Source organism: Methylophaga sp. F-2 (genome assembly GCF_056859315.1).
In genome coordinates this window covers 128,329-142,292 of the sequence record NZ_JBSXOF010000017.1, presented here as the reverse complement: position 1 = coordinate 142,292, position 13,964 = coordinate 128,329, and the positions used below count along the sequence as shown (strand labels likewise).

Here is a 13,964-nt window from a genome sequence, read left to right as displayed (position 1 = left end):
TTAATCTTCGTCGATAGAAAGGAGTAGTTCGAAAATTTGTTCGGCGCTTGTTGCGTTACGCAACTTCTGACAGATATCAGGATCACGAAATAGAGTAACAAGACGTGATAAATGCTGTAGGTGATGATCTGTATCTTCTTCTGGTACGAGTAAACCAAAAGCAATATCGATGGGTTGATTATCGACAGACTCAAACGGCACTGGCGTTTCCAGTGTCAGCATAGCAGCAATGGTATGTGTTAAGCCCGGAACCCGGGCGTGGGGGATAGCCACGCCCTTACCGAGGCCCGTACTTCCGAGCCGTTCACGTTCCAATAAGACCTGGAATATTTTTTCTGCTGTTGTCGCGTTAGTATTACTGGCTAACTTTTGACTTAAGTTTTCCAGTACTTTCTTTTTGCTCGTGGCATTGTCATGAAAGCTGATACTGTCAGCATTAACCAATAATGCGGCAATTAGCATAAAAAAATCTCGTTTAGTTGACGTTGTGCTTCATATCGGCACCGACAGATTGATGATGATCGGTGATTTTATCTTTATGCTTGATGATTTGGCGATCAAGTTTAGCCACCAAATTCTCAATAGCAGAGTACATGTTTTCATTTTCATCTGAGGCGAACAAATCAGCACCACTTACATGAACAGTGGCTTCTGCTTTCTGACGTTGTTTTTCTACTGATAACACAACATGAACATTGGTCATGTGATCAAAATGGCGAGTCAATTTTTCGAATTTTTTGTTGACGTGATCGCGTAAGCTGTCAGTGATTTCGATATGTTGTCCGCTTAAATTTAACTGCATAATGATGGACTCCTTATTGAGTGATGATAACTGGTTTACACCAGTCGTTTTCGCTCATTCGATGGCGCTATTGCCAACGTTTCACGATATTTTGCAATTGTCCGTCTGGCGACATTAATGCCTTGTTCTCCGAGGATATCGGCAATTTTACTGTCGCTCAATGGTTTCCGTGGATTTTCTGCGGCAACCAGTTTCTTGATGATAGCGCGAATGGCTGTAGCTGAACATTCTCCGCCGGCATCTGTGCTGACATGACTGGAGAAAAAGTATTTCAGTTCAAAAATTCCTCTCGGTGTATGGAGGTATTTGCGGGTTGTTACACGGGAAATTGTGGATTCATGCATTTCTACAGTTTCAGCAATATCAGCTAAAACTAGCGGTTTCATGGCTTCTTCACCAAAGTCGAGAAAATCTTTCTGTCTTTCGATGATCGCTTCGGTCACTTTTAATAGGGTTTCATTGCGACTTTGTAAGCTTTTTAGAAACCAGCGTGCTTCCTGCAGATTATTTTTCAGGTAGGTATTTTCTGCGCTGTTATCGGCTCGATTAATGAGTTGCGCATAATGTTCGGCAATTTGTAAACGCGGTGCATTATCGGGATTGAGTGAGAGCACCCATTGGCCCTTAAGCTTTCTTGCATAGACATCTGGAACAATATATTCCGTGGTATCTGTTTGAATTTGACTGCCAGGACGAGGGTTTAACAGCTGAATGGAACGAACCAATTCGGTGAGTTCATCATCTGAGACTTTCAGAGCACGTTTGATTTGGGCGTAGTCACGTTTAGCCAAAGTATCGAGATGTTTATCGATAAGCTCTTTCATCAGATCAATATGAGGTAAACCTGATTCTTCATAAACGCGAAGTTGTATTAGCAAACACTCGCGTAAATCACGGGCTGCCACTCCGACGGGATCAAAGTGCTGAATACGATGCAGCACCGTTTCGATTTCATCCAGTTCTATTTCAGCAAACTCTTCACCTAAACTCGCTTGAATCTCTTCCAATGATGTTTTGAGATACCCATCATCTTCAATCGAATCAATGATCGTTGTCGCGATAGCTTCTTCAATTTCTGTGAAGTGAGTCAGCCGCATTTGCCAGAGCAAATGTTGCTGTAATGAATCGGTACTTTCGTCCTGATTCTCCCTTTCCATATCACCATCATGGATAACATTGCTGTTATTGGTGCTGATAGGTTGGTAATCGTAGGTATCTTCCCATTGACTATCGACGGGCAGATCTTCAGGAATATTTTGATTCTCAAGCTCACTGATTTCACGACTTGTTTGGTCTTCAGTGCTTGATTTACGTGCGTTTTCATCGAAGTCGAAGTCTTCTTCTACTTCGAGCAGAGGATTGCTCTCCAGCGCTTCCTGAATTTCTGTCTGTAACTCAAGCGACGACAATTGCAGCAAACGAATGGCTTGCTGTAATTGCGGAGTCATCGATAGACTCTGGCCTACACGCAGCTGTAATGAGGGTTTCACGAGAGTTCTTTATGTGTTTTTGCGACCATGTAAATATGTTACCGCAAGTCTTGTGCCATTGCCTACATGTACATAAAAAATCTTAACTCAAGATTTATTTAATCAGCCCTAAACGATCACAAATAGTGAGAGTCGGGTCAACTTTATTCATCGTGTAAAAATGAATGCCGGGTACACCGAGATCGATTAGCTGCTGAGTAAAGTCAGTCAAAAAATCAACAGTGAAAGCGTTCATGGATGCGCTATCATCATAAAATGCTTCAAGTTTTTTACGTAACCAGCGAGGGATTTCTGCACCACAATTCGCTGAAAATCGAGCAAGTTGAGTGAAATTATTAATGGGCATAATGCCGGGAATAATCGGGATGTCTATGCCATGTTTCTGACAGTTATCAACAAAATAGCGGTAAGCATCAATATTGTAAAAATACTGTGTGATAGCACTATTTGCGCCTGCATCGACTTTTCGCTTGAAATTAATCAGGTCATCCTCTGCAGATTGAGCTTGCGGATGAACTTCAGGATAGGCAGCTACTTCAATGGTGAAAAAGTCTCCCGTCTCTACACGGATAAACTCAACCAGCTCATTGGCATAACGAAAGTCGCCGGGTGCTTGCATACCTGAAGGCAAATCACCTCGAAGTGCGACGATACGATGGATATCATTATTGCGATAGGTCTCGAGGAGTGCGCGGATACGTTCAGCGGAAGAGCCTACACAAGAAAGATGAGGAGCTGCATCGATATTAGTCACTGCATGCTGTTTTTGAATGTCTATTACCGCATCCATGGTGTTGTCTTGTGTTGAGCCGCCAGCACCAAAGGTGACGGAAAAAAACTCAGGCTTCAGTGGCACAAGCTTTTCTCTGACAGCGCTTAAATTGGCAATGCCTTTTTCAGTTTTGGGTGGGAAGAATTCGCAACTCAGTGTGAGATTTTTTGCCATATTAGTAACTTAAATTAGAAAACTGGGCTGATAAACCAGCCCAGTTTTACATTGATTAAAGATTAATATCTGTAATGTTCAGGCTTGAACGGACCTGTTTTTTCCAGTCCCAGATATTTCGCTTGTGCATCAGTCAGAGTGGTGAGGTTGGCACCAATTCGACCTAAGTGCAGTTGTGCGACTTTTTCATCCAGTTTCTTCGGTAAAACGTAGACTTTATTTTCATAATTGTCAGCGTTCTGCCAGAGTTCAATTTGTGCCATGACCTGATTGGTGAATGAAGCTGACATCACAAAACTTGGATGACCCGTTGCACAACCGAGGTTAACCAGACGACCTTCAGCAAGCAGAATAATACGTTTGCCGTCAGGGAAAATGACGTGGTCTACCTGAGGTTTAATATTTTCCCATTCGTATTTACGTAATGAAGCGACATCAATTTCAGAATCAAAGTGACCGATGTTACAAACGATCGCTTCGTTTTTCATCTTCAGCATATGACCGTGATTGATAACGTCGATATTACCGGTAGTGGTGACAAAGATATCACCCATAGCAGCGACATCATCCATAGAGACTATACGGTAGCCTTCCATGCTGGCTTGAAGCGCACAGATGGGATCAATTTCAGTGACAAAAACGGTCGCACCCATTCCACGGAACGCTTGAGCACAGCCTTTACCCACATCACCGTAACCTAAAACAACACAGATTTTACCGGCGATCATCACGTCAGTAGCACGTTTAATACCGTCCAGTAATGACTCACGACAGCCGTATAAATTATCAAATTTAGATTTGGTCACTGAGTCGTTCACATTGATGGCTGGCACTTTTAATGTACCGGCTTTCATCATTTCATACAGACGGTGAACACCTGTAGTGGTTTCTTCCGACAGACCTTTAACGTCTTTTAATAATTCTGGATATTTATCATGCATGATTTGGGTTAAGTCACCACCATCATCCAGAATCAGGTTAGGACGCCAGTTGTCTGGACCCATAATCGTTTGTTCGATACACCAGATGGCTTCTTCTTCTGTTTCACCTTTCCAGGCAAATACCGGAATACCCTGATCAGCAATAGCCGCTGCAGCATGATCCTGTGTGGAGAAAATATTGCACGATGACCAGCGAACCTCAGCGCCGAGTTCGACCAGTGTTTCAATTAACACAGCGGTCTGGATTGTCATGTGTAAGCAACCAGCAATACGTGCACCTTTCAGTGGTGCTTGGCCTGCATATTCTTCACGTAATGCCATTAATCCTGGCATTTCGCTTTCAGCAATTTTAATTTCTTGATGACCCCATTTAGCCAGGCTGATGTCTGCAACTTTGTAGTCAGGTGTTAAGTTTTCTATTGGTGATTCCATCGTTCATTTCCTCAAATTCTTTTATAAACCGGCAGCATCGCGTAATACTTCTGCCATATCCGTTCTTTCCCAACTAAAATCAACATCTTCACGACCAAAGTGACCGTATGCTGCTGTTGGTTGATAGATCGGTTTGATCAAATCAAGCATCTTAATTAAGCCAACCGGACGTAAATCAAAGTGTTCACGTACCAGCGCGACCAGCTTCTCTTGAGAAATTTTTCCAGTACCGAATGTCTCAACACTAATTGATGTTGGGTCGGCAACACCAATTGCATAAGACACCTGAATCTCACAGCGATCTGCTAAACCGGCGGCAACGATATTTTTCGCCACATAACGGCCTGCATAAGCGGCACTACGATCGACTTTTGATGGATCTTTACCAGAGAAAGCCCCACCACCATGACGAGCCATGCCGCCGTAGGTATCGACAATGATTTTTCTTCCTGTCAGACCACAGTCACCGACAGGACCACCGATAATGAATTGGCCGGTAGGATTGATATGGATTTTTGTATTGGCAGACAACCATTCAGCAGGCAGCGTCGGTTTGATAATGCTTTCCATGACGGCTTCATGCAGATCCGCTTGTGAAATATCCGGACTATGCTGTGTTGATAAGACAACAGCATCAATACCGACTGGCTTACCATCTTGGTAAACAAATGTGACCTGACTTTTCGCATCCGGACGTAACCAGCTCAATTCGCCATTTTTGCGAACTTCAGATTGGCGTTTGACCAAACGATGTGCATAGGTAATAGGAGCGGGCATTAGGACGTCGGTTTCGTTACTGGCATAACCAAACATCAGGCCCTGATCGCCTGCACCCTGATTTTCTTCGGTATCTCTGTCTACACCCATCGCGATGTCAGAGGATTGTTTACCAATCAATGACATAACTGCACAGGTTTGACCATCAAAACCAACATCTGAGCTGTTATAACCGATATCTGTGATCGTTTTACGAACGACATCTTCCAGATCGACCCATGCCGATGTACTGATTTCACCTGCAACAATGGCGGTGCCAGTTTTTACTAAGGTTTCGCAAGCAACGCGAGCATGGGGATCCTGACGAAGAATTTCATCCAGGATAGCATCTGAAATTTGATCGGCAACTTTGTCTGGATGCCCTTCCGATACAGATTCAGAAGTGAAAAGATAATTGCTACTCATAGTCAACTTCCTCATTACAATGAGATTGTGGTAATGATAGTTGTGCTATTTGAGGGGGAATAAATCTCGCTCATTACTATCAGTTACCTGTTAATAATGAACGCAGTTTAAATAATTAAGTATTGAATAAGCCTAGCAGGTGAATGACCTGTTGCAGCGTTCCTTATTCGAAAGGACATATTAATCTATATAGAGAATTTTTCAAGCTTATTTATCTTCACAAAATCGTCACAGCGCGCGGCCTAGAGGGTTAATCTGTCTCCATTTTGTCTCAGCCACAGCTTGTGCTCTCTAAATGTGGGACAAACATCAGCCACCAACTGCCAAAAAGACGCTGAATGATTGTGATGATGAAGGTGACAAAGCTCATGCAGGATGACGTACTCGATCACTTTCTCAGGCGCCATGACGAGCTTCCAATTGAGCTGAATCTCACCCGAACGGCAGCAGCTCCCCCAGCGGGCTTTGTATGTTTTGACGATAAGACTTTTAGGCGAGAATTGATGAGCTTCAGCCAATTGAAAAAATCGTGATGTCAGGATTGTATTGGCTTGCTGTCGGTACCACTTTTCCAGCTGGCGTTTAATGCCATCTGCTGTCATATCTTTTTTCTTTGTATAGAGTTGTATCAGATTGTCTTCTTGCTTAATTGTATTTTCAGCGCTGGAGTTATGAATTTTTAATTCATAGGTTTCGCCTAAAAACAAAAAAGACTCGCCATTGGCATAAACTTTTTCTTGTATTACTGGCCGTTGCTGAAGCTTTTGTTTTATCCAGTAACTTTTTTTGTCTACAAAATGCTGTGCGGTGCTGACTGCAAGTTTCGCTGGTATCCGCACAATGACCTCACCTTGCTTGATAACAAGCGCCATACTCTTTCGGCGTGAACTGCGAATAATGGTGTAATGAAAGCCATCAGGATGTGTGTGTGTCATAAATAATCGTTATAAGCAGATTTTTGCGTGCTGATTTGAGAAAATGTCCCATTAATCTACGTTAATTGAATCATGTCATCATCATTATCTTTTATAGAATCTAGAAAATTATCTGTTGCGCCGATGCTGGATTGGACCGACCGTGATTTTCGTTATCTGTTACGGCTCATTTCGAAACATACCTTGCTTTATACGGAAATGGTGACTACCGGGGCGTTGATTCATGGGGATAGACAACGATTTTTAGCTCATGATGCAACGGAATATCCTCTCGCTTTGCAACTTGGTGGTTCTGATCCTGCTGCTTTAGCTGAGTGTGCAAAAATGGGAGAGGATGCGGGTTATAGTGAAATTAATCTGAATGTTGGTTGCCCAAGCGACCGTGTCCAGTCAGGCAGTTTTGGCGCGTGTTTAATGGCTGAACCTCAATTAGTGGCGGAGGGTGTGGCAGCGATGAAAAACGCCGTGAATATTCCTGTCACTGTTAAAACCCGACTCGGGATTGATGAACAGGATAGTTATCAATTTCTGACCGATTTTATTGATGCTGTGTCAGCAGCCGGTTGTGAAACTTTCATTCTGCATGCGCGCAAGGCATGGCTCAAAGGATTAAGTCCAAAAGAAAATCGTGATGTGCCGCCACTGGATTATGAGCGCGTTTATCAAATCAAAAAGGACTACCCCGAGCTACATATTGATATCAATGGTGGTATTCATAGTTTGGTGGAGGTTCAGGAACATCTGAAACATGTCGATGGCACAATGGTTGGACGGGCGATTTACCATGATCCCTATCTGCTAGCTGACGTGGATAACGTTATTTTTAACCAGCGTTCTGACTATATATTGAGCAGACATGAAGTGATTGAGGCGATGTTGCCGTATATCGAGCAAAGAATGAAACAGGGCCGACCACTGAAATCCATCACCCGACATTTATTGGGTTTATTTCAGGGCCAGCCTGGAGCCCGTCGTTGGCGGCGGCACTTAAGTGAGAATGCCCATTTGCCCGATGCGGGCATTCATACACTTCAACAAGCGCTAAGCCTGGTCGATAAGGTCTAGTTTCTAAGCCCGGTGCCTTTTTTCAACAGATATAAGGCATATGCGCTTAAGGCCACTATAAACAACATAATAATGCTAAATGCCGCCATGATAGGGATATCTGAAATACCTAACATGCCGTAGCGGAAAGCATTCACCATGTACAAAATAGGATTTAGCAGTGACACGTTTTGCCAAAAGTCGGGTAATAAATCAATCGAATAAAATACCCCGCCCAAATAGGTTAATGGGGTCAGAATGAATGTTGGGATGATGGCAATTTCATCAAAACTGCGTGCATAAACGGCATTGATAAAACCGCCCAGCGCAAATAAAACCGCACTCAGAAATACCATGCTGATGGTAATAAAAATATGCTCTACCGGTAGATGCGTAAAGAAAAGCGATACTAGCGTGACTATCATCCCCACACATAAGCCCCGTGCTGTACCACCGGCTACATAACCAGCGAGAATTAAATAATTTGGGATAGGGGCGACAATCAGCTCTTCAATATGATTTTGGAATTTAGCACTGAAGAATGAAGAGGCCACATTTGAATAGGCATTATTGATAACGGCCATCATGATGATACCCGGTACGATATATTCCATATAGCTAAAGCCACCCATTTCCCCAATTCGACTCCCAATCAGATTGCCGAAAATGATGAAATACAGGGTCATGGTGATGGCCGGTGGCAGAATCGTTTGCGGCCAGATTCTGAAGAAGCGGCGGATTTCACGAAATAGCAAGGTTGAAAACGCGACCCAGTGTCTTTGGTGACGAGTTGGTGTCATAGGTTTTACTCCGACTTCTCAACAAGGTTGAGAAATAATTCTTCCAGACGGTTCACTTTATTTTTCATACTGGTGACTTCGATACCTTTTTGAGTCAGTTGCTCAAAAACCGTGTTCAGTGATTCACCTCGGTGGATTTCGATTTCCAGCGTGGTGTTATCAATCTGATGATAATCAAAGCCATCAAGCTCAAAGGGGTGTTGAAGCGAGTGTTTGAGATCCAAAACAAAGGTTTCTTTATCCAGCCGATTTAATAGAGACTTCATATCGGTATTTTCGATTATCTGGCCTTTATCAATGATCGCAATATTACGGCATAAGCTTTCGGCTTCTTCCAGATAGTGCGTGGTCAGAATGATGGTGGTGCCTTCGGCATTAATCTTTCTGAGAAATGTCCACATGGAGCGACGCAGTTCAATATCAACACCTGCGGTCGGTTCATCCAGAATCAACAGACGTGGATTGTGAACCAGAGCACGGGCTATCATCAGGCGACGTTTCATACCGCCAGACAGTGATCGAGATGGCGTGTGTCTCTTTTCCCATAGTCCAAGTTGTTTGAGTAGTTCATCCGCTCTGGGTTCTGCCTCGCTGGCGGGCATCCCATAATAACCTGCCTGCGCAACCAGAATATGCTTTACCTGCTCAAAGCCATTGAAATTGAATTCTTGCGGCACAAGTCCTATATAACTTTTGGCTTGCTCAGCATCGATATCCAAATCGGTGTCAAAGACTTGAATGGAGCCACTGGTTTTTGTGACTAGCGAAGTAACCACGCCAATAGTGGTTGACTTGCCCGCACCGTTGGGACCGAGTAATGCAAAAAAATCACCCTGTTCTACATCGAGATTAATGTTCTTTAATGCATGCAATCCGTTACGATACGTTTTACTTAGATTCTTGATAGATAATGCTTTCACTGTCTCTCTCAAGCGTGATAAAGGTGGCTAGGTTATCATGCCTGCAGCAAGATGAAAATTTGGTAAAACGATGGTTAGAAATTCTGCTCCACAATCAATCGATGACCTGATGCAACGTTGTCATCACATAGCTGGAAAAAGCCTAGGACAGATTGCTCAAGAGGTGGGGTGCCGGGTGCCTGCAGATTTGTTGAGAAATAAAGGCTGGGTTGGTCAGCTATTAGAGTCCTATCTTGGTGCTGATGCGGGCAATCAGGCAGAGCCAGACTTTATTTCACTAGGTATTGAGCTGAAAACATTACCATTAAACGCGCATGGTGAACCTAAAGAGTCAACGTATGTTTGTACAGTGTCATTGAGTGAATACGAAGCGCTGACATGGCAGGAAAGCTGGGTCAAACGAAAGCTATCTCATGTGCTTTGGCTTCCGGTTGAGGCGGAGTCGTCCATTCCACTTGCTGAACGCTATATCGGCGCGGGTTGGTTATGGCAGCCAGATCAGATTGAAGAAGAAATTTTAAAGGCTGACTGGGAAGAGTTAATGGACCGGTTAGCGCTAGGTGAACAGTCAGAGCTAACTGCAAGGGAGGGCCAGTATTTACAGGTTAGACCGAAAGCGGCTCATAGTCGTATCTTGGCAAAAAGCTCCGATATTTCAGGTGAAACTATTTTGATGAATCCAAGAGGGTTTTATCTGAGAACAACTTTTACTAAGCGCTTACTCGCGAAGGCGTGCATTTGATGGTAACGTTGCATAAAAAATTAATGGATTAATTTGTATTACTCGGGAAATTAGAGAAATATGCTAAACGCGTTAGTTATAGATAGCTCACCAATGTTTTGTGAGCATATGATCGATTTATTAGAGTCTGCTGGTTTTAATGTTGAGACAGCAGAGAATGGAGCTGATGGCTTAGGCAAGGCTGCTCAAGCGAGGTATCGTTTAGTTTGTTGCTCTGATAACTTACCCGACTATGCCAGCAGTGAATTCTGTAGTCAGCTAAGAGCACTAAGTGGTTATGATTTTGCCACCTTGCTGGTCTTAACAGAACATGACAATTCTAAAATCCTCAAACAAGCCTTATTGGCTGGTGCTACCGATATTTTCAGCAAAAATGATATGGCTGAAATGGATACTTATCTATCTCGTCTGAGCCAGCGAGAGTCGCGACAATTAAGTGGTCGGGTGTTATTTATTGAAGATTCCCGGGTTTTGCAAACCATTATCATCGACTTATTAACAGATATGGGACTTGATGTAGACGCTTATAACTATGCTGAGAGTGCATGGGAAGCGTTTAAAGGTGGGGACTACGATTTGGTTATCACTGACATTATGCTTGAAGGCAGTATGAGTGGTATCACCTTAGTGCGTAAAATCCGGCGTATGCAGAGTGAATATAGCAATGTGCCGATTATCGCGACATCAGGTTTCGATAATATGTCCCGTAAGATCGAATTATTCCATCTCGGTGTTAATGATTATGTGTCGAAACCGATTGTGCGAGAAGAATTGAGACAGCGCGTTTTCAATCATATAACCAGTTATCAAACAACGCAGGAGCTTCGTACACAACAAAAGTCTTTGCATAGTCTTGCCATGCTGGATGAAACGACGGGATTGTTTAATCGGCACGCTTTGAGAGAGTTCGCGAGTAAATATTTCAGTGAAGCTTATCGGTTTAATCGTTGCTTATCTCTTGCTGTCATTGATATTGATCATCTGAAAGATATTAATGAGCGTCATGGATTTGAGCGGGGAGACCAGATGTTATCTGAGCTGGGTTCGTGGATGAAACGCCATGTACGTGACGTGGATCTGGTTGCCAGATGGGCAGGAGATGAGTTGGTGCTTTTATTGCCGGAGTGTGATCTGGTATCGGCAAAAAATATGATGGAACGAATGGTACAGCGCCTCAATAAGTTAAAACCTGCCAATTTGGAAGTAACGGTAAGTATTGGCATTGCCTAATTAAGGCAGGCAGACAATGATAATCTTAATAGCTTATTCGAGTTAGCAGATAAAGCCATGTATCAGGCTAAAATGGCGGGTCGAAATTGTGTCAGAGTTTATGTTGAGTCTGAGGTCGTGCCTGAATTAAGTGATAATGATTAGCCGTAACGCTGCTTAAATAGTTCACATGCGGCTTTATCCAGCATAAATATGCCATGACCACCGTTTTCTAATTCCAGCCATGTAAACGCGATATCAGGCCATTTATCATCGACCGCCAAATCGGTATTGCCCACTTCGACGAATAATAAACCTTGGTCGGTCATGTGATCTGCGGCCCCAAGCAGGATTTTTTCTACTAAGGCCAGTCCATTATCCTCGGCTTCGAGAGCTGAGACCGGTTCATGCCGGTACTCTTCTGGAATAGAGGTCATTTCATCAGCCCCGACGTAAGGGGGATTGCTCACAATCAAATCGTATTTTGCGTCAGCTGGAAAAGCTTGCCAGAGATCTGATTGAATAAGGTGTAAGTGGTCCTCTAATCCATGTTTCTTGCGGTTTATTTCTGCTACAGCAAGGGCATCTGTGCTGATATCACTCGCTGTCACTTCCGCTTGTTCAAAAGCCATAGCTAACGCAATAGCAATACAAGCACTTCCTGTACACATATCCAAAATAGTGAATACCGAGTCAGGCTCACTAAGCCATGGTTGGAATTGCGCTTCTATCAACTCTGCAAAAGGCGAGCGGGGGATAAGAACTCGCTCATCGACAAAGAATGGTAGGCCAGCAAACCAGGCTTCATTTGTCAGGTAAGGTAAGGGAATACGCTTTTCAACGCGTTTTTCAATGGCAATAAGCAATGCACGCTTTTCATCTTGGGTCAGTCTGGCATCTAAAAAGACTTCAGGTAAGGCGTCTACAGGCAAGTGTAAAACACTCAGTATGAGCTGCGATGCCTCATTAAAAGCGTCTTCATTACCATGGCCAAAAAATAATCCCGCTTCATTGAAGCGGGATGTTGACCATCGTAAAAAATCACGAAAAGTGTTTAATTCAGATTGAACAGCCAAATAATCAATCATAGGTTTTGTGTGATATCAACAAAGTGACCTGCGATTGCAGCTGCCGCAGCCATTGCTGGACTGACCAGATGCGTTCTGCCACCTTGACCCTGACGTCCTTCAAAATTACGGTTAGATGTCGAGGCACAATGTTCACCAGCTTCAAGACGATCCGCATTCATGGCCAGGCACATTGAACAGCCAGGATCACGCCATTCAAACCCCGCTTCGATAAAGATTTTATCTAAACCTTCTTGCTCAGCTTGTTGTTTGACTAAACCTGAGCCTGGAACAACCATGGCTTGTTTAACGCTGGCAGCGACCTTTCCACCTTGGATGGCCTCAGCTGCCTCACGTAAGTCTTCGATACGTGAATTTGTGCAAGAACCAATAAACACACGGTCCAGATAAATGTCCGTAATCGCTTGGTTGGCTTGCAGGCCCATATATTTAAGCGCTTTTTCCATGCCGTTGCGTTTCACTGCATCTGATTCCTTGACGGGATCAGGAATAGCCGAATCAACCGATACAACCATTTCCGGCGACGTGCCCCATGTGACTTGAGGTTTGATATCTTCTGCTTTCAGTACGACGACTTTATCAAAATGGGCGCCATCATCAGAGTGTAATTCACGCCATGCGTTAACCGCTTTCTCCCAGTTTTCACCAGATGGCGAGAAAGGACGATCTTTCAGGTAGTTGATGGTGGTATCGTCAACCGCAATCATACCTGCGCGGGCGCCAGCTTCAATGGTCATATTACAGACGGTCATGCGACCTTCCATACTTAAGGCCTGAATCGCTTCACCGGCAAATTCGATGGCATAGCCTGTTCCACCTGCAGTGCCAATCTCTCCAATGATAGCAAGGACAATGTCTTTGGCTGTGATGCCGGCTTTAACCTGACCTTCAACGCGCACTTGCATATTTTTGGACTTACGTTGAATCAGACATTGGGTGGCCATAACGTGCTCAACTTCGGAAGTACCAATACCAAAAGCTAAAGCACCAAAAGCACCGTGTGTTGAAGTGTGAGAGTCACCACAAACTACCGTCATACCAGGCAGTGTTGCGCCTTGCTCGGGGCCAACAACATGCACAATACCTTGTCGTAAATCATTTAATCCAAATTCAGTGATACCAAATTCGACACAGTTGCTATCGAGCGTATCTACTTGCAAACGTGAAATAGGATCAGCAATACCTTGCTCGCGATGTGAAGTAGGAACATTATGATCCGGTGTCGCTAAAATAGAGTTTAGGCGATAGGGTTTACGGTCAGCTAAACGCAGGCCTTCAAAGGCTTGCGGTGATGTCACTTCATGAACAAGATGGCGATCGATATACAGTAAAGCTGTAGTGCCATCTGACTCAGAGCGAACGACATGTTGATCCCAAAGCTTATCGTAAAGTGTTTTTGCTGACATATCTCTATTAAAACCGATTAGTGAGTT

Annotated in this window: 14 protein-coding genes and 1 riboswitch; of the genes, 3 read left to right on the top strand and 11 right to left on the bottom strand. The window is 43.8% G+C overall.

Annotated features, from left to right (window positions below):
- The 7 genes from AC13DA_RS06960 to AC13DA_RS06930 form a co-directional block, all read right to left on the bottom strand.
- Entirely contained in the window at positions 1-462 is a 462-nt protein-coding gene (locus AC13DA_RS06960) for a PTS sugar transporter subunit IIA (RefSeq protein WP_007147044.1), read from the bottom strand.
- Between the two features lie 13 nt (positions 463-475).
- Positions 476-802, bottom strand: coding sequence for a ribosome hibernation-promoting factor, HPF/YfiA family (hpf, locus tag AC13DA_RS06955; protein WP_007147043.1), 327 nt, complete (start codon positions 800-802; stop codon positions 476-478).
- A 35-nt stretch (positions 803-837) separates the two neighbouring features.
- Positions 838-2,292: an RNA polymerase factor sigma-54 gene (locus AC13DA_RS06950; protein ID WP_284451668.1), complete on the bottom strand. Its 1,455-nt coding sequence runs from the start codon at positions 2,290-2,292 to the stop codon at positions 838-840.
- Between the two features lie 94 nt (positions 2,293-2,386).
- Positions 2,387-3,238 (bottom strand): methylenetetrahydrofolate reductase [NAD(P)H], encoded by an 852-nt coding sequence (metF, locus tag AC13DA_RS06945; protein WP_284451669.1) that lies wholly within the window; start codon positions 3,236-3,238, stop codon positions 2,387-2,389.
- Positions 3,239-3,300: 62 nt separating this feature from the next.
- Positions 3,301-4,611 (bottom strand): adenosylhomocysteinase, encoded by a 1,311-nt coding sequence (ahcY, locus tag AC13DA_RS06940; protein WP_007147040.1) that lies wholly within the window; start codon positions 4,609-4,611, stop codon positions 3,301-3,303.
- A 21-nt stretch (positions 4,612-4,632) separates the two neighbouring features.
- Complete coding sequence (metK, locus tag AC13DA_RS06935; RefSeq protein WP_007147039.1) at positions 4,633-5,793, bottom strand: methionine adenosyltransferase; 1,161 nt, start codon at positions 5,791-5,793, stop codon at positions 4,633-4,635.
- A gap of 91 nt (positions 5,794-5,884) precedes the next feature.
- A riboswitch (S-adenosyl-L-homocysteine riboswitch) is annotated at positions 5,885-5,964 on the bottom strand.
- Between the two features lie 71 nt (positions 5,965-6,035).
- Entirely contained in the window at positions 6,036-6,728 is a 693-nt protein-coding gene (locus AC13DA_RS06930; RefSeq protein WP_284451670.1) for a M48 family metallopeptidase, read from the bottom strand.
- Between the two features lie 72 nt (positions 6,729-6,800).
- On the opposite strand from AC13DA_RS06930, the gene dusA reads away from it, so the two are divergent.
- Entirely contained in the window at positions 6,801-7,793 is a 993-nt protein-coding gene (dusA, locus tag AC13DA_RS06925; RefSeq protein ID WP_273178568.1) for a tRNA dihydrouridine(20/20a) synthase DusA, read from the top strand.
- Here dusA and AC13DA_RS06920 read toward each other — a convergent pair.
- Together AC13DA_RS06920 and AC13DA_RS06915 are read right to left on the bottom strand one after the other, a co-directional pair.
- Positions 7,790-8,572 carry an ABC transporter permease gene (locus tag AC13DA_RS06920; protein WP_284451671.1) on the bottom strand — a complete coding sequence of 261 codons (783 nt, stop codon included), beginning with the start codon at positions 8,570-8,572 and terminating at the stop codon, positions 7,790-7,792. The genes dusA and AC13DA_RS06920 overlap by 4 nt on opposite strands.
- A gap of 5 nt (positions 8,573-8,577) precedes the next feature.
- Positions 8,578-9,492, bottom strand: coding sequence for an ABC transporter ATP-binding protein (locus tag AC13DA_RS06915; protein WP_007147035.1), 915 nt, complete (start codon positions 9,490-9,492; stop codon positions 8,578-8,580).
- 70 nt (positions 9,493-9,562) lie between these two features.
- Here AC13DA_RS06915 and mutH point away from each other — a divergent pair, with 70 nt between their 5' ends.
- Positions 9,563-10,234, top strand: coding sequence for a DNA mismatch repair endonuclease MutH (gene mutH / locus AC13DA_RS06910; RefSeq protein WP_007147034.1), 672 nt, complete (start codon positions 9,563-9,565; stop codon positions 10,232-10,234).
- A gap of 60 nt (positions 10,235-10,294) precedes the next feature.
- The gene (locus AC13DA_RS06905; protein ID WP_482945857.1) at positions 10,295-11,464 is read left to right on the top strand and encodes a GGDEF domain-containing response regulator; all 1,170 of its coding nucleotides are present in this window, start codon (positions 10,295-10,297) and stop codon (positions 11,462-11,464) included.
- 140 nt (positions 11,465-11,604) lie between these two features.
- On the opposite strand, the gene prmB is transcribed toward AC13DA_RS06905, so the two are convergent.
- Together prmB and leuC are read right to left on the bottom strand one after the other, a co-directional pair.
- Positions 11,605-12,531, bottom strand: coding sequence for a 50S ribosomal protein L3 N(5)-glutamine methyltransferase (gene prmB, locus AC13DA_RS06900; protein ID WP_284451673.1), 927 nt, complete (start codon positions 12,529-12,531; stop codon positions 11,605-11,607).
- The gene (gene leuC / locus AC13DA_RS06895) at positions 12,528-13,937 is read right to left on the bottom strand and encodes a 3-isopropylmalate dehydratase large subunit (protein ID WP_284451674.1); all 1,410 of its coding nucleotides are present in this window, start codon (positions 13,935-13,937) and stop codon (positions 12,528-12,530) included. The genes prmB and leuC overlap by 4 nt, the downstream gene beginning before the upstream one ends.
- Positions 13,938-13,964 lie beyond the last annotated feature (27 nt).

Coding starts and splice junctions, on each gene's coding strand:
- AC13DA_RS06960 (WP_007147044.1), bottom strand. CDS start 462: ATGCTAATTGCCGCATTATTGGTTAATGCTGACAGTATCAGCTTTCAT.
- hpf (WP_007147043.1), bottom strand. CDS start 802: ATGCAGTTAAATTTAAGCGGACAACATATCGAAATCACTGACAGCTTA.
- metF (WP_284451669.1), bottom strand. CDS start 3,238: ATGGCAAAAAATCTCACACTGAGTTGCGAATTCTTCCCACCCAAAACT.
- ahcY (WP_007147040.1), bottom strand. CDS start 4,611: ATGGAATCACCAATAGAAAACTTAACACCTGACTACAAAGTTGCAGAC.
- metK (WP_007147039.1), bottom strand. CDS start 5,793: ATGAGTAGCAATTATCTTTTCACTTCTGAATCTGTATCGGAAGGGCAT.
- AC13DA_RS06930 (WP_284451670.1), bottom strand. CDS start 6,728: ATGACACACACACATCCTGATGGCTTTCATTACACCATTATTCGCAGT.
- dusA (WP_273178568.1), top strand. CDS start 6,801: ATGTCATCATCATTATCTTTTATAGAATCTAGAAAATTATCTGTTGCG.
- AC13DA_RS06920 (WP_284451671.1), bottom strand. CDS start 8,572: ATGACACCAACTCGTCACCAAAGACACTGGGTCGCGTTTTCAACCTTG.
- mutH (WP_007147034.1), top strand. CDS start 9,563: ATGGTTAGAAATTCTGCTCCACAATCAATCGATGACCTGATGCAACGT.
- AC13DA_RS06905 (WP_482945857.1), top strand. CDS start 10,295: ATGCTAAACGCGTTAGTTATAGATAGCTCACCAATGTTTTGTGAGCAT.
- prmB (WP_284451673.1), bottom strand. CDS start 12,531: ATGATTGATTATTTGGCTGTTCAATCTGAATTAAACACTTTTCGTGAT.
- leuC (WP_284451674.1), bottom strand. CDS start 13,937: ATGTCAGCAAAAACACTTTACGATAAGCTTTGGGATCAACATGTCGTT.